This window comes from Rossellomorea vietnamensis, from assembly GCF_001305855.1.
Lineage (GTDB): Bacteria > Bacillota > Bacilli > Bacillales > Bacillaceae_B > Rossellomorea > Rossellomorea vietnamensis_A.
This window is the reverse complement of record NZ_LIXZ01000002.1, coordinates 184,781-204,808: the sequence shown is the minus strand read 5'-3', so window position 1 is coordinate 204,808 and position 20,028 is coordinate 184,781. Positions and strand designations below refer to the sequence as shown.

Annotated in this window: 18 protein-coding genes; all 18 read left to right on the top strand. The window is 44.2% G+C overall.

Annotated features, from left to right (window positions below; translation table 11 throughout):
* Positions 1–154: 154 nt before the first annotated feature.
* Complete coding sequence (locus AM506_RS04035) at positions 155–598, top strand: DUF441 domain-containing protein (protein ID WP_060671335.1); 444 nt, start codon at positions 155–157, stop codon at positions 596–598.
* 324 nt (positions 599–922) lie between these two features.
* Entirely contained in the window at positions 923–2,041 is a 1,119-nt protein-coding gene (citZ, locus tag AM506_RS04030) for a citrate synthase (protein ID WP_060671064.1), read from the top strand.
* Between the two features lie 116 nt (positions 2,042–2,157).
* A complete protein-coding gene (gene icd, locus AM506_RS04025) occupies positions 2,158–3,432 on the top strand; it encodes an NADP-dependent isocitrate dehydrogenase (RefSeq protein ID WP_060671062.1) in 1,275 nt (424 codons plus the stop codon).
* A gap of 78 nt (positions 3,433–3,510) precedes the next feature.
* Entirely contained in the window at positions 3,511–4,449 is a 939-nt protein-coding gene (gene mdh / locus AM506_RS04020; protein ID WP_060671060.1) for a malate dehydrogenase, read from the top strand.
* A gap of 279 nt (positions 4,450–4,728) precedes the next feature.
* Positions 4,729–5,205 (top strand): MaoC family dehydratase, encoded by a 477-nt coding sequence (locus AM506_RS04015; protein WP_060671058.1) that lies wholly within the window; start codon positions 4,729–4,731, stop codon positions 5,203–5,205.
* Between the two features lie 222 nt (positions 5,206–5,427).
* A complete protein-coding gene (locus AM506_RS04010) occupies positions 5,428–6,144 on the top strand; it encodes a response regulator transcription factor (protein WP_060671057.1) in 717 nt (238 codons plus the stop codon).
* On the top strand, positions 6,141–7,940 hold the full coding sequence (gene pnpS, locus AM506_RS04005; RefSeq protein ID WP_060671055.1) for a two-component system histidine kinase PnpS: 1,800 nt from the start codon (positions 6,141–6,143) through the stop codon (positions 7,938–7,940). The genes AM506_RS04010 and pnpS overlap by 4 nt, the downstream gene beginning before the upstream one ends.
* 272 nt (positions 7,941–8,212) lie before the next feature.
* A complete protein-coding gene (hflK, locus tag AM506_RS04000; protein WP_060671053.1) occupies positions 8,213–9,175 on the top strand; it encodes an FtsH protease activity modulator HflK in 963 nt (320 codons plus the stop codon).
* Positions 9,168–10,103 (top strand): protease modulator HflC, encoded by a 936-nt coding sequence (hflC, locus tag AM506_RS03995; RefSeq protein ID WP_060671051.1) that lies wholly within the window; start codon positions 9,168–9,170, stop codon positions 10,101–10,103. Before hflK ends, hflC begins: the two co-directional genes overlap by 8 nt.
* A gap of 156 nt (positions 10,104–10,259) precedes the next feature.
* Positions 10,260–12,890, top strand: coding sequence for a DNA polymerase I (gene polA / locus AM506_RS03990; RefSeq protein WP_060671048.1), 2,631 nt, complete (start codon positions 10,260–10,262; stop codon positions 12,888–12,890).
* Between the two features lie 24 nt (positions 12,891–12,914).
* Entirely contained in the window at positions 12,915–13,739 is an 825-nt protein-coding gene (gene mutM / locus AM506_RS03985; RefSeq protein ID WP_060671045.1) for a DNA-formamidopyrimidine glycosylase, read from the top strand.
* A 68-nt stretch (positions 13,740–13,807) separates the two neighbouring features.
* Positions 13,808–14,440: a sporulation membrane protein YtaF gene (gene ytaF / locus AM506_RS03980; RefSeq protein ID WP_060671043.1), complete on the top strand. Its 633-nt coding sequence runs from the start codon at positions 13,808–13,810 to the stop codon at positions 14,438–14,440.
* Between the two features lie 30 nt (positions 14,441–14,470).
* The gene (gene coaE, locus AM506_RS03975; RefSeq protein ID WP_060671042.1) at positions 14,471–15,076 is read left to right on the top strand and encodes a dephospho-CoA kinase; all 606 of its coding nucleotides are present in this window, start codon (positions 14,471–14,473) and stop codon (positions 15,074–15,076) included.
* Positions 15,077–15,522: 446 nt separating this feature from the next.
* Complete coding sequence (locus tag AM506_RS03965; RefSeq protein WP_060671038.1) at positions 15,523–16,551, top strand: glyceraldehyde-3-phosphate dehydrogenase; 1,029 nt, start codon at positions 15,523–15,525, stop codon at positions 16,549–16,551.
* 582 nt (positions 16,552–17,133) lie between these two features.
* Positions 17,134–17,514, top strand: a complete 381-nt coding sequence (gene speD / locus AM506_RS03960; protein WP_034756998.1) for an adenosylmethionine decarboxylase — start codon at positions 17,134–17,136, stop codon at positions 17,512–17,514.
* Positions 17,515–17,648: 134 nt separating this feature from the next.
* Positions 17,649–18,029, top strand: coding sequence for a hypothetical protein (locus AM506_RS03955; protein ID WP_060671036.1), 381 nt, complete (start codon positions 17,649–17,651; stop codon positions 18,027–18,029).
* 82 nt (positions 18,030–18,111) lie between these two features.
* On the top strand, positions 18,112–18,567 hold the full coding sequence (gene nrdR, locus AM506_RS03950) for a transcriptional regulator NrdR (protein WP_034757001.1): 456 nt from the start codon (positions 18,112–18,114) through the stop codon (positions 18,565–18,567).
* Positions 18,568–18,634: 67 nt separating this feature from the next.
* Complete coding sequence (locus AM506_RS03945; RefSeq protein ID WP_327205515.1) at positions 18,635–20,023, top strand: replication initiation and membrane attachment family protein; 1,389 nt, start codon at positions 18,635–18,637, stop codon at positions 20,021–20,023.
* Positions 20,024–20,028 lie beyond the last annotated feature (5 nt).

Sequence of the window (20,028 nt, the reverse complement as noted above, 5' to 3'; positions counted from 1 at the left end):
TCTAGTACTTCTATTTTATAGGAGACAGGAAATGAAAGGAAGATATATTTGCAGTGGTGGGAGCATTTTATAAATGATGTGGAAAGTTGATATGGTAGGATAATGATTGGAGTACATAAAGGAGAGGCAGGGGATTCATTTGACTCAGCCATTCATGTTTTTACTGCTTTTATTGGGAATCGGGCTTTTGGCGAAAAATCAATCCATTATTATAGCCGTAGCATTTCTAATTGTACTGAAGCTGCTTGGGCTCGATGAGAAGATTTTCGCGGCGATTCAGTCGAAAGGCATTAACTGGGGAGTGACGATTATTACGATTGCCGTACTCGCACCGATTGCAACAGGAGAAATCGGCTTTAAAGATCTCTTTGATTCGTTGAAGTCCCCCTATGCCTGGATTGCACTCGCCTCAGGGATGGCAGTGGCATTGATTGCAAAGAACGGGTTGATTCTCCTGGAAGATGATCCCCACCTGACGACAGCCCTCGTCCTTGGTACGGTGTTAGCCGTCGCTCTTTTTAAAGGGGTTGCCGTCGGTCCATTGATCGGAGCGGGGATCGCATATCTTGCTATGAAACTGTATGAATTATTTTTGTAAACCTGCTCTGGTGTGCATCTGTTTCGATCCTCTTTTTTCTGATGGTTTATTTTTCTAGAAAAATAATTTTTATAGAAATTGATGCGTTTTCATTCACAAAAGTCAGATAATTGTTTATAATAGGAAATGTAAGCGCATCCCAAGCTCTCATGATAGAATAGGAAGAGCCGGGAATCATTTTTTGTATAGGAATTGAGCAATCGCTCAGCGTTTTTTTACGTTCTATTTAAACAAGCCTACTAGACTTTATAGATCGTTCTGTAGGGTTTTATACTCATATGAAAATGGGTAAAAGACAATCATATAACAAAAGGAGAGGTTATTATGACAGCAACTCGCGGATTAGAAGGAGTTGTAGCGACTACATCGTCCATTAGTTCCATCATTGACGATACCCTTACATATGTTGGCTACAACATTGATGATTTAGCAAATAATGCAAGCTTCGAAGAGGTTATCTACTTATTATGGCATCTGAAACTACCTAATGCATCAGAACTTAAGGAATTTACAGAGCTGTTAGCAGCTAACGCTGAATTGCCTAAGGAAGTCATCGAGCATTTCAAGATGTACAACACCAAGGAAGTCCATCCGATGGCCGCTTTACGTTCAGCTGTATCCTTACTAGGATTGTATGATGATAAAGCAGACGTAATGGAAGAGAAGGAAAACTATCTGAAAGCCGTCCGCCTTCAAGCGAAGATCCCGACGATCGTCACGAGCTTTGCCCGTATCCGCAACGGTCAGGAACCGATTGCACCACGTCAGGACTTAGGTTTTGCAGCTAACTTCCTATACATGCTCACAGGGAAAGATCCTGAGCCTGTTGAAGTCGAAGCATTCAATAAAGCGCTTGTCCTTCATGCCGACCATGAGTTAAACGCTTCCACGTTCACAGCACGTGTATGTGTCGCAACTCTATCTGACGTCTATTCAGGTGTTACAGCTGCGATCGGTGCCTTAAAAGGACCGCTTCACGGTGGAGCAAATGAGCAGGTTATGAAGATGCTTACTGAAATTGGATCTGTCGATAAAGCAGAAGAGTATATCCTTGATAAATTAGAGAAGAAAGAAAAAATCATGGGCTTCGGTCACCGCGTTTACCGTCAGGGAGACCCACGTGCGAAGCATCTGAAAGAAATGTCCAAAAAATTAACTGAATTGACAGGACAAAGTAAATACTACGAAATGTCCGTTAAGGTTGAAGATGTATTCACATCCAATAAAGGCTTACCGCCAAATGTTGATTTCTACTCAGCATCTGTTTACCACAGCTTAGGCATCGATCATGACTTATTCACCCCGATCTTTGCTGTAAGCCGTGTATCCGGCTGGTTGGCACACATCCTTGAACAATATTCAAATAATCGTCTGATCCGCCCTCGTGCTGATTATGTAGGGCCTGGCAAGCAAGAATACGTGCCGGTTGAACAAAGAGGTTAATCATCAATATTTACAAATAGTAAAAATATTGGTGTAATAATAGGAGAAGGGGAATGACTCTGCATGGGTAACTTATGGGTCATCCCCTTTGATAATGAATAAATGGAGGTTACATAATGACACAAGGTGAAAAAATTACAAACCAGAATGGCCAGCTTAATGTGCCTAACAACCCAATCGTTCCATTCATTGAAGGTGACGGAACAGGTCCAGATATTTGGGCAGCAGCCAAGCGCGTCCTAGATGCTTCTGTTGAAAAAGCATACAAAGGTGAGCGCAAGATTTCTTGGAAAGAAGTATATGCAGGGGAAAAGGCATTCAATAAAACGGGTGAATGGCTTCCAAACGATACATTAGAAGCAATCCGTGAATATTTCATCGCGATCAAAGGTCCACTTACGACTCCTGTCGGCGGCGGAATCCGTTCATTGAACGTTGCGCTTCGCCAGGAATTGGATCTATTCACATGCCTGCGTCCAGTACGCTACTTCGAAGGTGTTCCTTCACCGGTTAAGCGTCCTGAAGATACTGACATGGTGATCTTCCGTGAAAACACTGAAGATATCTATGCAGGTATCGAGTACGCAAAAGGTTCTGACGAAGTGAAAAAATTAATCACTTTCCTTCAAGATGAAATGGGTGCTAACAAAATCCGTTTCCCAGAAACATCCGGTATTGGAATCAAGCCTGTTTCTGAAGAAGGGACAAACCGTCTTGTTCGTGCAGCAATCAATTACGCGATCACAGAAGGCCGTAAATCAGTAACGCTTGTTCACAAAGGGAACATCATGAAGTTCACTGAAGGAGCTTTCAAAAACTGGGGTTACGAGCTTGCTGAGAAAGAATTCGGCGATAAAGTATTCACTTGGGCTCAATATGACAAGATCAAAGAAGCAGACGGATTGGAAGCAGCGAACAAAGCTCAATCTGACGCTGAAGCAGCTGGTAAGATCATCGTGAAGGATTCAATCGCTGATATCTTCTTACAGCAAATCCTTACTCGACCTGCTGAGTTCGATGTTGTCGCAACAATGAACTTGAACGGGGATTACATCTCTGATGCACTAGCTGCTCAAGTAGGTGGAATCGGTATTGCTCCTGGAGCAAATATCAACTACGAATCAGGACATGCGATCTTTGAGGCAACTCACGGAACGGCTCCTAAATATGCAGGTATGGATAAAGTGAATCCTTCATCTGTCATCCTTTCAGGTGTACTTATGCTTGAACACCTTGGTTGGACAGAAGCTGCTAACCTGATCACAAAATCAATGGAAAAAACAATCGCTTCTAAAGTCGTAACGTATGACTTCGCCCGTCTGATGGATGGAGCGACAGAAGTGAAATGCTCTGAGTTCGGTACTGCATTAATCGATAACATGGAAGCATAATAATGAGACATAAGGTTGGGGTGCTTCGTATAGGAGCACTCCTTCCTTTACATAATGAGACGAATAGGAGGAATCATGATGGCAATTAAACGTAGAAAAGTATCTGTGATCGGTGGGGGTTTCACCGGGGCGACAACGGCATTGATGCTCGCCCAGAAAGAGCTTGGAGATGTTGTATTGGTTGATATTCCGCAAAACGAGGATCCAACGAAAGGGAAGGCACTGGATATGCTTGAAGCAAGTCCTGTACAGGGGTTCGATTCAACCATTATCGGTACGTCCAATTATGAAGATACAAAGGATTCGGATATCGTTGTCATCACGGCTGGGATTGCTCGCAAACCGGGTATGAGCCGCGATGATCTGGTTCAGACCAATCAAAAGGTCATGAAATCCGTGACGCAGCAAATCGTGAAGCATTCACCTGACTGCTACATCATCGTCCTGACCAATCCTGTGGATGCCATGACCTATACAGTGTTCAAGGAATCCGGTTTCCCGAAAGAGCGCGTGATCGGTCAATCCGGCGTATTGGATACAGCCCGTTTCCGCACGTTTGTCGCACAGGAATTAAACCTGTCCGTGAAGGATATTACTGGATTCGTCCTCGGCGGCCACGGCGATGACATGGTTCCTCTTATTCGTTACTCATACGCTGGAGGCATTCCTTTAGAAACATTGATCCCTAAGGACCGCCTGGACGCCATCGTCGAGCGCACACGAAAAGGCGGAGGCGAAATCGTAGGACTGCTCGGTAACGGAAGTGCCTACTACGCACCGGCCGCTTCACTGGTCCAAATGGTCGAAGCCATCCTTAAAGACCAGCGCCGCGTAATCCCCGCCATCGCCTACCTCGAAGGCGAATACGGATTCGAAGGCATCTACCTCGGCGTCCCGACAATCCTCGGCGGAAACGGCCTAGAAAAAATCATCGAACTCGAACTGACAGAAGACGAAAAAGCAGCACTCTCCAATTCAGCTGACGCAGTTAAGAATGTGATGGCTTCATTGGCGTAACGACACAACCATAAAAAACTGGCTTCCGTAAAGGAGGTCAGTTTTTTTGATATTACGTCTTATTTCAAAGCCATGGGTTTTTAGGGATCCATGGATCTGCAATCTCTTCTAAAGAATTAGCACTTCATTCAAGAAGTATCAAACTGGAAGATTTCCCAGTCACGCGTAAAAACTCTTTGTATGGTAACCCTAAAAATGATAAAATAATAATAGACAGACAATAAAAACAATTTTTATTATTTAAAATTGTAATCGTTTACATACTTGGAGGTGCTTCTTATGTTACTAGGAAAAAAAAGAAAACTGGGAAGAAAAATCGACGAAATGACGGTCGGTGAAAAACTGACCCTGACGGAAAAAATTGAAGACAATGAACTGCTTCTATATCTAGGGCTCACAAATGATGCCAATCCACTATATATCCAGCACGACTATGCTTCACAGACACCATTTAAAAAGCCGATCGTTCCTTCCATTATGTTGACGGGAATCATTACATCGGCTGTATCCAAATATTTGCCGGGACCCGGCTCCCATATCGTGGAGCAAACCATTGAATTTCCAAAGCCGGTCTACCACTACGCAACGGTTCAATTTCTTTTCGAAGTGACAGAAGTAAATCCACATAATCATCTGGTTACCATCCAGGTGTCGGCCACGAACGAAGAAGATGAAAAGGTGATCAACGGCACCATCAAGGTTTGTCCGCCTCACCGCCTGGAAAAAATGAATAGTCATGCATTGGAAAACTTCTAATGCCGGAAAGGAGCTGTGTCATCATAGCTCTTTTTCTTATGCATGAAAATGATAAAGAAATAGATCGAAGTGCATCCTATAAAAAAGTGGAGTGAAAAACTAAAAAGGATTAAATCTCTCTAAATGATGGTAAGCACAGAGAATTATATTATAATAAAAGTACAATTACATAAACAGTTTGGATGTTGGGGTTAATTTTCTTTGGTATGGAGGCATAACAAAATGAGCAAAAAAATCTTGGTAGTCGATGATGAACAATCCATTGCAACACTCTTAAAGTATAATCTGGAGCAATCCGGTTATTCGGTGACAACGGCACATGACGGTGCAGAGGGAAGGGATCTGGCGATTGAACAGTCCCCGGATTTGATCGTTCTTGACCTGATGCTGCCGTCCATGGATGGCATCGAAGTATGTAAAGAACTGCGGCAGAGAAAGATTAATATCCCTATACTGATGTTAACGGCTAAGGATGATGAATTTGATAAAGTCCTTGGTTTGGAGCTTGGAGCCGATGACTATATGACAAAGCCGTTCAGCCCACGTGAAGTGGTAGCACGGGTGAAGGCAATCCTTAGACGCAGCCAGGCCGTTCGGGAAACGGAACCCGCTGCCGCGGAACCGACCGATTATAAGGAAGTCGGGGAATTAAAGGTATATCCTGAACAATATGAGGCATATTTCCAAGGAGAATTACTTGAACTGACACCGAAGGAATTCGAGCTTTTATTATATTTGACGGATAACAAAGGAAGAGTTCTGACGAGAGATCAGCTCCTGAGTGCCGTATGGAACTACGACTTTGCCGGAGATACAAGAATTGTGGATGTCCATATCAGCCACTTGCGGGAAAAAATCGAATCCAATACGAAGAAACCTACCTATATTAAAACCATCCGTGGTCTCGGGTACAAATTGGAGGAGCCAAAAAATCGATGACCAAATTTAGAACAAAGCTCCTATTTGCTCTAATTACTCTGATCATCGCTGTCTTAATAGGGCTTGGCCTGCTTTTGGGCCAGATTTTCAAGAACTTCTATTTAGATACGTTTAACTCCAGGATTCAAAAGGAGACTAGGCTTTTGGCAAGCTCCATAGAGGAGAACGGGACACCGAAAGAGATCAACCCGGATATGATTAAAGGTTTGAGCGACATATTGGATGTCCGGATTACGGTTCTTGATAAGGCCGGGGATGTGGTCCACGATACGGACACGTCAGATTCAGTGGTTGGTCCCCAGCAGAAGAAAATCGTACAGGAAATCCAGGAAAATTGGGATGTAAAACAGAAGCATAAAAAACTCGTCGCTTCCGGAAACGAATATCGCTATTACTGGTATCCACTTAAAAACACTAACGGTGAAATGATGGGACTTCTCATTATGAGTGCAGAGGTGGATGCCCTGGAAAGAGGCACGCAGCAAATCTGGTTCGTATTGTCCATTTCATTGGGACTTGCCCTGGTCCTCATCATCATTCTCGGTTCAAGGATTACGGTGAGATACACAAAGCCCATCGAATCAGCGACCAATGTGGCCATGGAGCTTGCCAAAGGTAATTATCGTGCCAGGACTTACGAGGATCGACTGGATGAAACAAGTATGCTCAGTACCTCCATCAATATATTAGCGAGAAACCTTCAAGAGATGGTGAATGCCCAGGAAATGCAGCAGGACCGCTTGACAACATTGATTGAAAATATGGGGAGTGCCCTTTTATTGATCGATCATCGGGGTTTTGTCGTGTTAACGAACAGGACGTTCAGGGACTTCTTCAACCTGGAGGAAAGCCAACTGAAGAAAGTACGGTATCATGAGGTGATTCACTATTCTGAAGTGAATAAACTTGTGGAGGAAATCTTTATGACGGAGGAGCGGTTGCGAAAGCAGATTCTCCTTCCGCACAAGCTTGATCGAAAGCACTATGAAGTGTACGGTGCCCCGATTATCGGCAACAATGATGTATGGAAAGGGATCGTCGTCGTGTTCCATGACATAACGGAGCTTAAAAAGCTTGAACAGATGCGGAAAGATTTTGTGGCGAACGTGTCACACGAACTGAAAACGCCGATCACCTCGATCAAAGGATTCTCAGAAACGTTATTGGACGGGGCGATGGATGACCCTGAAACAATGAAATCATTCTTAGACATCATTCTGAAGGAAAGTGACCGGCTGCAATCCCTTATTCAGGATTTGCTGGAGTTGTCTAAAATAGAGAAGCAGGGATTCCAGCTATTCATCGAGGAAGTTGAAGTGACAGGGCTGATAGAAGATGTGCTCCCGATTTTAAAAGAAAAAGCGAAGCCAAAGGACATTTCCCTTCAAGCCGATTTCGAATCAAAGGGAATTGCCGAAGTGGATTCCTACAGGTTAAAGCAGGTCTTTATCAACCTGATCAGCAATGCGATCGCTTATACTCCTAAAGGCGGGAATGTCTCGGTCACTGTAACGGAGGATCGTGATAAGGTATATGTTCAGGTAAAGGATAACGGTATGGGGATCAGTCAGGAAGAGCTCCCACGCATCTTTGAACGTTTTTACCGGGTGGATAAAGCGAGAAGCCGCAATTCAGGAGGAACCGGTTTGGGCTTGGCGATTGTCAAGCACATCATTGAAGCTCATGAAGGTGATATTGAAGTGGAAAGCGAACTGGATAAAGGAACGACTTTCACTGTCACATTGAATAAACAATCTTCAGCCATCGCTCACGGTGGAAATCATGGAAAACCTTAGTCGTTTTTCACATCATTTACATTGTTTTTACATTAGCTTTAAATCTAATTAACAATAGGGTGTTACGATACTAAGTGAAACCCCTTCATCCAAGGTGTTAAGAAAAGACGAGAACCAACCCCGTTCTCGTCTTTTCGCTATTTAATGATGAAAACGCTACCAAACCCTCTTTTTGTCATACTCTCTTAATATTCTTGAAACCTTTTTGTTTTATGTCCGTATATCTTAGTAAGCAGAAAATAAGATATAGAGATGGAAAAGGGAGGGTGCATATGAGCTTGAAGCGTGTTTATACTCTAGCAGGAATGGTGCTCGCAGCCATTATTTTAATTGTTGTCCTACTGACATCCTGGTATACCGTTGACGAATCAGAGCAGGCACTGGTGTTGACGTTCGGTGAAGCAGGTGAACCGGTGGTGGAGCCTGGGCTGCATTTCAAGATGCCGTGGCCGGTGCAGTCAGTGGAAGTCCTGTCGAAAGAAACATTCAGCCTTCAATTTGGATATGAAGAAAAAGACGGGAAGATCAAGGACTTTCCTAAAGAAACAAAGATGATCACCGGAGATGAGTACATTGTACTTGCCGATCTTGTGGTACAGTGGAAAATCACCGATCCTGAGAGCTATTTATTCAACTCGGATAAACCGAAGGAAATCCTCTATGATGCGACTTCATCATCGTTAAGAAGCATTATCGGAAGCTCATTGATCGATGATGCCTTAACCTCGGGGAAAGCCGAAATCGAGGCAGATGTAAGGGATTTATTGACTGAGTTGATCGATGATTACGATATCGGGATCTCCATTCTTGCGGTGAAGCTGCAGGATGTTGAACTTCCGAATGCAGAGGTCCGCTCGGCGTTTACGGCCGTAACCGATGCAAGGGAAACGATGAATACGAAAATCAATGAAGCGAAGAAATATCGAAATCAGCGGACCAATGAAGCCAAAGGTGAAAAGGATGCCGTCATATCAAGGGCCAAAGGGGATAAAATCGCACGTGTGGAGCAGGCGCGCGGGGATGTAGCGGTATTTGACAAATTGTACAATGAGTATAAATTAAATCCTGAGATTACAAGAAAGCGTCTCGTATTGGAGACACTTGAAAATGTCCTGCCGAATGCGGAAATCTATATTATGAAAGACAGCGGGGAAACGTTGAAATATTTCCCGATCCGTCAAATGGAAAATCAAACACCTAAAGCGGAGCAGGAAGGAAGTGATGAGAATGAGTGATCAGAACGTATTTGATATCAATGCAAAGAAAAAAGAACCGATCGAGTGGAAACGTTATACGAAATTGGGTATCTTTTTCGTGATTCTCATCGCTGTCCTCCTTCTCCTGTTCACGAGTCTCTTCATTGTCAAAGAAGGAGAATACAAAGTCGTCCGTCAATTTGGGGAAGTCGTCCGAATCGATAAAGAACCCGGTATGAAATATAAGATTCCGTTCATCCAATCCGTCACGACTCTACCGAAACACCAAATGACATATGACGTGACCGAAGCCGAGATCAATACTAAAGATAAAAAGCGGATGCTCATCGACAATTATGCCGTGTGGCGCATTGAAGATCCTCTTAAAATGATCAAAAATGCAAGAACGGTGATCAATGCCGAGACCAAGATGGAAGAATTCATCTATTCTGTTGTCCGCTCAGAGCTTGGGAGACTGGAATATGATGAAATCATCAATGATGAGAAGTCTTCAAGAGGAAGCTTAAACGATAAAGTAACAGACAAGGTGAATGAGCTGTTGCAGCGGGATAACTATGGAATCGTCGTTCAGGATGTTCGCATGAAGCGCACGGATCTGCCTGAAGCGAATGAAAACTCCGTTTATACCCGAATGATCTCGGAACGTGACTCCAAAGCACAGGAATACCTGTCCATGGGGGATGCCGAGAAGCAAAGGGTGACGGCTGAGACCGATCGTGAAGTGAAAGAGCTCCTTGCGAAAGCGGGGGCTGATGCCAATGTGATCCGGGCCGAAGGAGAAGCCGAAGCCGCGCAAATTTACAACAAATCCTTCTCGAAGGATCCGAGCTTCTATGACCTCTATAAAACGCTCGAAACGTATAAGAAAACCGTGGATGATAAAACCGTCATCATTTTACCATCGGATTCGCCGTATGCGAGGCTGTTGATGGGGTATACGGAGTAACAGGAAGGAACTCTTCGGGAGTGGTCTTGACCATTCCTTAAGAGTTCTTTTTGTTATAGAAGGATTCGTCCTCAATAAGGTCCCCGTTTTTCCTTTCATTCCCCAACATGATAGAATAACTATATAGAAACAGAAGCCTTTACAGGAGGTACTTATATGTCCAAAAAATTAGTCCTGATTGACGGTAACAGTATTGCTTACCGTGCATTCTTTGCCCTTCCTTTATTGAATAACGACAAGGGTGTACATACAAACGCGGTATATGGTTTCACCACCATGCTGCAGAAGATACTTGAAGATGAAAAGCCGTCTCATATCCTGGTGGCTTTTGATGCGGGGAAAACGACGTTCCGCCATAAGACATTCACGGAATACAAAGGCGGTAGGCAGAAGACTCCGCCGGAATTGTCCGAGCAATTCCCTTATATCCGGGAACTGTTGGATGCTTACGGGATCAAACGGTATGAAAAAGAAAACTATGAAGCGGATGATATCATCGGGACCCTTTCCCTTCAGGCAGAGTCCGACGGCTTCGAAGTGAAAGTGTACTCCGGGGATAAGGATTTAACCCAGTTGAGTTCCAAAGATACAACGGTGTGCATCACGAGAAAAGGAATCACGGATATCGAAGTGTATACACCCGAGCACATTAAAGAAAAATGGGAAATCACCCCTGACCGGATCATTGATATGAAAGGCTTGATGGGGGACAGCTCTGATAATATCCCTGGTGTACCCGGGGTTGGTGAGAAAACGGCGATCAAGCTCTTGAAGGAATTCGATTCCCTTGAAAAATTGCTGGAGTCCATCGACAAAGTGAGCGGAAAGAAACTGAAAGAGAAGCTTGAAGAAAATAAAGACCAGGCGATCATGAGTAAAGAACTGGCCACGATCCTGAGAGAAGCTCCCATCGAAGTCACGGTAGAAGAACTGAATTATGATGGCTGGGATGAAGTGAAGCTGAAGGAAGTGTACCGGGACCTTGGATTCAACTCCCTTCTTGAGAAAATGGGTGAATCCGTTCAAGAGGAGCCTCAGGAGCTGGACGATATCTCCTTTGAAGTGGTGGAAACCATTACAGACGAACACCTTACAATTGAGAGCTCCCTCTACATCGAAATGCTTGAAGAGAATTATCATCTTGGTGAAGTCATCGGTATGAGTCTTCATAACGAAAATGGGACGATTTTCTTTACCCTTGAAACGGCACTGAAATCAGAAGCCTTTAAAAAATGGGCAGAAGATGAATCGAAGTCGAAGAACGTCTACAACTCGAAAGAGACCGTCGTTGCACTGAAACGCCAGGGGATCGACATCAAAGGGATCGAATTTGACCTGCTGCTCGCGTCATATATCATCAATCCTTCTGAATCGAGTGAAGACTTCGCCTCCATTTCCAAGGGGCATGGTCAGCCATCCATCGAGTCGGATGAAGCGGTTTATGGAAAAGGGGCCAAGCAGAAAGTGCCTTCTGCGGACGTATTATCCGAGCATCTTGCGAGAAAGGCCTTCATCCTTCAAGACTTAAAGGACACATGCATAAAAGAGTTGGAAGAAAATGATCTCTATCATTTATATATGGAGCTGGAATTACCTCTTGCCCTTATCCTGGTTGAGATGGAATTCACCGGTGTAAAAGTGGATCAGGATCGTCTGATGACCATGAAGGAAGAGCTTGCTCTCCGACTGGAAGAATTAGAAAAGAATATTCATGAACTGGCGGGGGAGAGTTTCAATATCAATTCTCCGAAGCAGCTCGGCGTGATCCTTTTTGACAAACTGGGTCTGCCGGTTGTGAAGAAAACGAAGACTGGTTACTCCACTTCAGCAGACGTATTGGAAAAACTGCAGTCCAAGCATGAAATCATTGACCACATCCTACACTACCGTCAGTTAGGAAAGCTGCAATCCACTTATCTGGAAGGGTTACTGAAGGTCGTTCATAAAGATTCAAGCAAGATCCATACCCGTTTCAACCAGGCCCTTACCCAAACAGGCCGGCTAAGCTCAACGGATCCGAACCTGCAAAATATTCCGATCCGACTGGAAGAAGGGCGGAAGATCCGTCAGGCATTCATTCCTTCTGAAAAGGGATGGGTCATGTTCGCTGCCGATTATTCACAGATCGAACTGCGGGTACTTGCCCATATAGCCGGAGATGAGAAATTGGTTGAAGCCTTCCGTAACGATATGGACATTCATACGAAAACGGCCATGGACGTCTTTGGTGTGAAGAAGGACGAGGTCACATCCAATATGAGAAGGCATGCGAAAGCCGTTAACTTCGGGATCGTATATGGAATCAGTGACTACGGACTGTCACAAAGCCTTGATATTACACGGAAAGAAGCAGGGGAATTCATTAAGAAGTACTTAGAAAGCTTCCCGGGCGTGAAAGAATATATGGATGATATCGTACAGGATGCGAAACAGAAGGGATATGTGACGACACTGATGAATCGACGCCGTTACCTTCCTGAAATCACGAGCCGTAATTTCAATCTGCGAAGCTTTGCAGAACGTACGGCGATGAACACACCGATCCAGGGAAGTGCAGCAGATATCATCAAGAAAGCCATGATCGATATGGCGGCCCGTTTGAAGGAAGAGAATCTTCAAACACGGATGCTCTTACAGGTTCACGATGAATTGATCTTTGAAGCACCTGAAGACGAAATCGAAACATTAAAGAAAATTGTTCCCGAAGTGATGGAAAACGCAATGGAGCTCGAAGTTCCATTAAAGGTTGATTACTCTTACGGACAAACATGGTACGACGCGAAGTAGTTCTAAGCAGAAGGAGGTGGCGCAATGCCTGAGCTGCCTGAAGTGGAAACAGTCAGAAGAACATTGGAGCTCCTGGTATCAGGTAAGAAAATAAAGGATGTCAGTGTCTTTTGGCCAAAAATGATCAAGAATCCCCCTGAAGCGGATGAATTCATTCATAGCTTGCGAGGGCAGGAAATTCTTGAAATGAGAAGAAGAGGGAAGTTCTTGATTTTCGATTGCAATGATGTGGCCCTCGTTTCCCATTTGAGAATGGAAGGGAAGTATAATCTGGCTGATCAAGGGGATCCCATTGAAAAACACACCCATGTCATCTTTCACTTTACGGATGGAACGGAACTGAGATACCGGGATGTCCGGAAGTTTGGAACGATGCATCTGTTCAAGAAGGGGGAAGAACTACTCCACCTTCCCCTCCTCCAGTTGGGGCCGGAGCCGTTCCTGTCAGAGTTTACACCAGACTATCTGACTGAAAAACTTGGCAGGACCGAAAGAATCGTGAAAGCCACATTATTGGATCAGACGGTCCTGGTGGGCCTTGGGAATATATACGTGGATGAAGCCCTATTCCGTGCAGGCATTCATCCCGACCGGAAATCAAAGTCCCTGTCCCGGGAAGAAATCGATCGGCTCCACAGTGAAATCATCCACACCTTGACCGAAGCGGTGGAAATGGGTGGAAGCACGATCCGGTCTTACGTGAATTCCCAGGGGCAGATGGGGATGTTTCAACAGAACCTCTATGTATACAGCAGGAAAGAAGAGCCGTGCCGAAACTGCGGTACGCCCATCGAAAAGAAAGTATCTGCCGGAAGAGGAACCCATTACTGCCCGCGCTGTCAGAAGTAAAAAGAACGTTTAACATTTGATAAGCCCTTACCATATAGTATTGTAATGATTTTCGGGAGGGCTATTAGATGAGTGAAACAATCTCCTTATTACTGCTGGCGTTTGCTGTGAGTCTCGATAATTTCAGCACCGGTTTAACTTATGGATTGCGAAAAGTGAAAATCCCTACAAAATCAATCAGCATCATATCGGTCTGTTCAGCGAGCTCTTTATTGCTGGCGATGTTACTCGGTCAAACCATCGGGTCCATCATCACCCCGGTCTGGGCAGGAAGGATCGGCGGACTGATCCTTGTCGTGATAGGCGCGGCTGTTCTTTATCAGTTCTTCAGACCGGAAAAAGAAACGGTACTGTCACATGAAAAAACATTGATCAATTTTGAAATCAAATCCATAGGTTTAGTGATCCAAATATTAAGAAGACCGCTCACAGCGGACTTTGATAAATCGGGTACGATTACAGGTATCGAGGCATTCATGCTTGGAATCGCCTTGTCACTGGATGCCTTCGGTGCCGGAATCGGTGCCGCGTTATTACACTTCTCGCCACTACTACTGACCCTGGCGATCTTTGTGATGAGCTTTGCGTTCTTATTTTCCGGATTAAAGATGGGGGAATTCTTCTCTCACCTGCGCTGGATTCACCGCGTTTCATTTCTTCCGGGCGTTCTGCTCATCCTGATCGGGATCCTGAGGTTTTAGTGCCCGGCGAGTATTGGAAAGGACACGATTATGGCACGTATTATAGGATTAACAGGTGGAATCGCAAGTGGTAAAAGTACAATCTCAACCATGTTACATGAAAAAGGATATACGATAATCGATGCAGACCTCGCAGCCCGTATGGTGGTCGAGGTGGGTCAGCCTGCTTATCTGGCGATTGTGGAGGAATTCGGTGACGGCATCCTACACGAAAACGATGCGGCCATAAACCGCGAAAAACTCGGTCAAATCATCTTTAACTCTGAAGAAAAAAGAAAAGTGCTGAACAGCATCGTGCACCCTGCCGTAAGAAGCATGATGCTCCAGCATAAAGACGAAGCCATTGCTTCTGGCAAGAACACCATATTCATGGATATCCCATTGCTATTCGAAAGCGACCTCACGTGGATGGTGGAGCGTACCTTAGTCGTATACGTGAACGAAGAAACACAGCTGTCACGCTTAATGGAACGCAATCACTACAACCGGGAAGACGCAGCATCCCGAATCGCGTCCCAATTCCCGCTCAAAGACAAAGTGAACCTGGCCGACGCAGTCATTGACAACAATGGCTCACTCCATGAAACAAAAGAACAACTAGAAGCCCTATTATCAGAATGGGACTTACAACCATAGCATCACAAATGACCGACAAGAAAATTCTTGTCGGTTTTTTATTTTGTCTAAGAGAGATATGGAAATGGAAGGATCTAATATTTTTTAATGATACGATTAAGATATCCATGTTGAGTGTAGCGGAAGGTTGCTCGACTCCGACGGGAAAAGCTGGACAGATGAGACCCCGCAGGCAAAGCCGAGGAGGCTCATCGCCAGCCCCGCGGAAAGCGAGCAACCTGGAGCGGAACTCAACCAGCACATGCTTCGAGATAATATGTGAATTGAACCTTCAAATCACGTATGAATCCAAACCAAAAAAATATACATACAATAAGCCTATTTGTCAGAATAATAAAACATTTAAAATCCGCAAAATACTTATTAACTAATTCTCCAAATATGTTATACTATTTTTAGCAAATAAACATATAAGTATAACATTAATATAGAGGGGAGCCGGATTTATGAAGGCGAAAATTGCAATCAATGGTTTTGGACGTATCGGAAGAATGGTTTTCAGAAAAGCGATATTAGAGGATAACTTAGAGGTTGTAGCCATTAATGCAAGCTACCCGGCTGAAACATTAGCCCATTTAATAAAGTATGACACAAATCATGGTACATTCCAGGCAGATGTAGTGGTGGAAGATCATGCACTCATCGTCAACGGGAAACGTGTCCTACTATTAAGCAATCGTGATCCTAAAGCGTTACCTTGGAATGAACTGAACATCGATATCGTAATCGAAGCGACGGGGAAATTCAATTCAAAGGATAAAGCGAGCCTTCACTTAGAAGCTGGAGCGAAAAAAGTCATCCTGACGGCCCCTGGTAAAAATGAAGACGTTACCATTGTGATGGGTGTAAATGAAAGCGCATTAAATATAGAAGAACACAACGTCATCTCCAACGCTTCCTGCACAACGAACTGTTTAGCCCCAGTAGCGAAAGTGTTGGATGAGCAGTTTGGAATTGAAAACGGTCTCATGACGACGGTGCATGCATACACGAATGATCAGAAGAATATCGATAATCCACATAAAGATCTGAGAAGAGCAAGAGCGTGCGGACAATCGATCATCCCGACGACTACTGGCGCAGCGAAAGCATTATCATTAGTGCTTCCTCAACTAAACGGGAAGCTTCATGGCATGGCCTTACGTGTACCGACTCCGAATGTTTCATTAGTGGACCTGGTCGTGGATGTAAAAAGAGACGTAACCGTTGAAGAAATCAACGAAGCATTCGTCACAGCATCCCTTGGTTCCCTGCACGGAGTCCTGGAATACACGACAGAGCCACTAGTCTCAATCGATTTTAACACAAACCCTCATTCTGCCATCATCGACGGCCTGTCCACCATGGTCATGGGCAACCGAAAAGTGAAAGTCCTTGCCTGGTACGACAACGAATGGGGCTACTCATGCCGCGTCGTCGACCTGGCCAAATTCGTCGCCACCAAAATGAACGCCAAACAAGAAGTCAACGTTTGAAAGAACCAACATAAATCATAAAGCGAATAATTAGAACGTACCTTTTTCAGGTGCGTTCTTTTCTTTTATTACTCCAAGTGTATGAATTTAGTTGCTACCATGAAAAGTCTTTTTAGACAAATTGTTCTTTCAAAAAACTATGTGTTTACGCGTTTAACTAATGTAGTACCACAGAGTGGATTGTAGCGGAAGGCACTTGACTCCTGCGGGAATAGCGGGAAAGTTGAGACCCCACAGGGCAAAGCCCGAGGAGGCTCAACTCACGCCCCGCCGGAAAGCAAGTGCCTGCAGCGAAAAGGAACGGTCAACGAAGAAAACGGGATCTACTAGGCACTTTATTAAAAAGGTGAAAACGATATTCCTTTTTGTACGGTTAAAAAACATTATAAAAATTTATTGCAAAAGAGTTTTAAACAAAGTATACTATTTTTCGTGAACTTCTTATTAGCAAATGAATACTGATTTAACTACTTAAAGGGTTAGGACCTCTTCGGACTAACTTTCCCCCGTGGTAGTTAAGATTTTGCCAAAGGATTCGTTCATTTTGACGACAAAAATCATGTCAAAGGGGGAAATACGAAAATGGAAACAATGGGACGTCATGTAATCTCTGAATTATGGGGTTGCGATTTTGAAAAATTAAACGATGTAGTTGGAATTGAGAAAACATTCGTAGATGCTGCGCTTAAGTCAGGTGCAGAAGTGCGTGAGGTGGCTTTTCATAAATTTGCTCCTCAAGGTGTGAGTGGTGTAGTGATCATCTCAGAATCACATTTAACCATCCACAGCTTTCCTGAACATGGTTATGCCAGTATTGATGTATATACTTGCGGTGATTTAGATCCTAATATCGCTGCTGAATATATTGCAGATGCTCTTGGTGCTGACACACGCGAAACAATTGAATTGCCGCGTGGAATGGGTCCTGTGCAAGTGAAGAAGTCCCAGGCTCAAGCCCTTTAATCGATAATAACTAGAGAAGAGATGCGTGTTTCATGCATCTCTTTTTTTTCGTGCTTTCCGACGTGTACTACTTATGGGTTTTTCAATCGTGCCTTTTCGTGTAAAATAAGGGTAACTAAAGGGAGGAACTTTATATGAGTGGAATACGTACCCTGTTAAAGCGATTTCAATCGGAGTGTGAGACATCCGATCAGCATGAAGATAAGGAACTGCAATCCCGCTATTATAAATCCATGCATCAAGGTACATTTAGTGCAGTGCTTGGATTATTCTCATCGTCAGAATATGAGGTCATCTCCCAGTCCAAGGACAGAGGGGAAATCACGGTCCGTAAAAACGGGACGCCTCAATTGTTTATCGTTGCCACGGTCATTACGGTGCGCCCGCTTGAAACGGCAGTCGATTTCAAGATCAGTGCGGATAAAGGAAAGATCTTTGGTACATATACCGTTTTAAAAGCCCAGATCAATCATTATTATCACCAACTTGATAGCGAATTGAAAAAAGTGAAATAACGGTAAATCCGAGAGAAGCTTGTGTAAGTCACAGCTTTTTTATATGATGAAGGTAATAGTATGTAATAACGGAGCTGATATTATGAAATGCCCGTCTTGCCAGCATAATGGTACCCGAGTGGTGGACTCACGACCTGCTGATGAAGGACGATCCATCAGGAGAAGAAGAGAATGTGAAGAATGTACGTTTCGCTTCACGACCTTTGAGAAGGTTGAAGAGCTTCCTTTAATTGTGGTGAAAAAAGAAGGGGTTAGAGAAGAGTTTAGTCGAGAGAAGATTCTGAGGGGACTGATCAAGGCCTGTGAGAAGCGCCCGGTACCTCTTGAAAGATTAGAAAAGATCTCAACAGATATTGAAAAGGACCTGCGGAATCAAGGTGCCTCTGAAGTGGAATCTGTGAAGATCGGTGAGATGGTCATGGATCACCTTGCGAAAGTTGATGAAGTGGCATATGTCCGTTTTGCATCCGTATATCGACAATTTAAGGATATTAATGTATTTATAGACGAATTAAAAGAATTAATAAAAAAAGAGTAGAAGAATGAGCTGAAGATGGAATTCTTTGGCTCTTTTCTCTTTATTTATTGAAAGGTAGAATCCAACTATGATGAAGAAGCATTGGAATGAAATACAGCCAATCGATCACTACACGGTAGGGACACATGGGATGCTTCAGGAATATGACCGGAAAATCATTACGTTTCTATACCAGCCTTTAATCGGTTCCGTTTGCTACAGTCTTTATATGAGTCTATGGGGAGAAGTGGAGGAAAATCGGCTCTGGTCGACGGATTCGACCCATTATCATTTGATGAACGTCCTGTCCGTCAATCTTCAGGACGTATACGAGGCAAGGATGAAGCTTGAAGGAATCGGATTATTGAAGGTTTATGAAAAAAGGGATGATGAAGACCGCCGTTTTCTTTATGAACTGCAGCCGCCCCTCTCCCCTCAGGAATTCTTTCATGATGGAATGCTGAATGTGTATTTGTACCGTAAGATCGGCCGGACCCACTATTTGCGTTTGAAGAAATTCTTTACGGACGTGTCAGCTGATAAAAGTCAGTACACCGACATTACCCGTTCGTTTCAGGATGTCTTCACGTCTGAACCAATTAATTTCCTTCATCATGACGCGAATGTGGATTCGGAAACCGGTTCAGGTGAACAATATATGAAATACGGCAAGAATGATGGACTGGCACTGGACGAAATCGATTTTGATTTTTCTCTGCTGCTGGCCGGGTTATCGGAATCCATGGTCCCGCGTAAAGCCTTTACTCCGAAAGTGAAGGAAACGGTATTGAAGCTGAGCTATCTGTACGGGATCGATCCTCTTCAAATGAAGAATATTGTCTTAAGCTCACTGGATGCGGATGATACGATTGATATCGAATTGCTGCGTAAAACGGCTCGTGACTGGTATGGTATGCAAACGGGCGATCAACTGCCTGACTTGACGACGAGAGTGGAAACGAAGAAGCCTGTAGAACGAGACAAACCACTTTCACAGGAGGAAGAGCTCATCGAATACCTGGAAACGACCTCACCGAAGGACGTATTATCAGATATATCCAATGGAGGTTCTCCTTCCAAGGCTGATCTTCAAGCCGTTGAGGAAGTGCTCATGTCACAGAAGCTGCCGATCGGCGTGATGAATGTGCTGATCCAATATGTGCTGTTAAAAACAGACATGAAGCTCACGAAGGGTTATATGGAGAAGATCGCCTCACACTGGTCCAGGAAAAAAGTGACGTCGGCAAGTGAAGCGATGATTCTTGCGAAGAATGAACACAAGCAGTATCTTGAGTGGGCTGAAGGCAAGAAGGATACGAAATCGAACAGGCGGAGAAAACCGATCCGCACAGAGAAGCTTCCGGACTGGTTCAAGGAAGACGAGACGGCGGAAGAATCCGAAACCACCGTGGAAGGATACGACTTCGAAGCAGAAAAGAAGAAACTCGAAGAAGAGCTTAAAAATTTTCGGAAGTAGGTGAA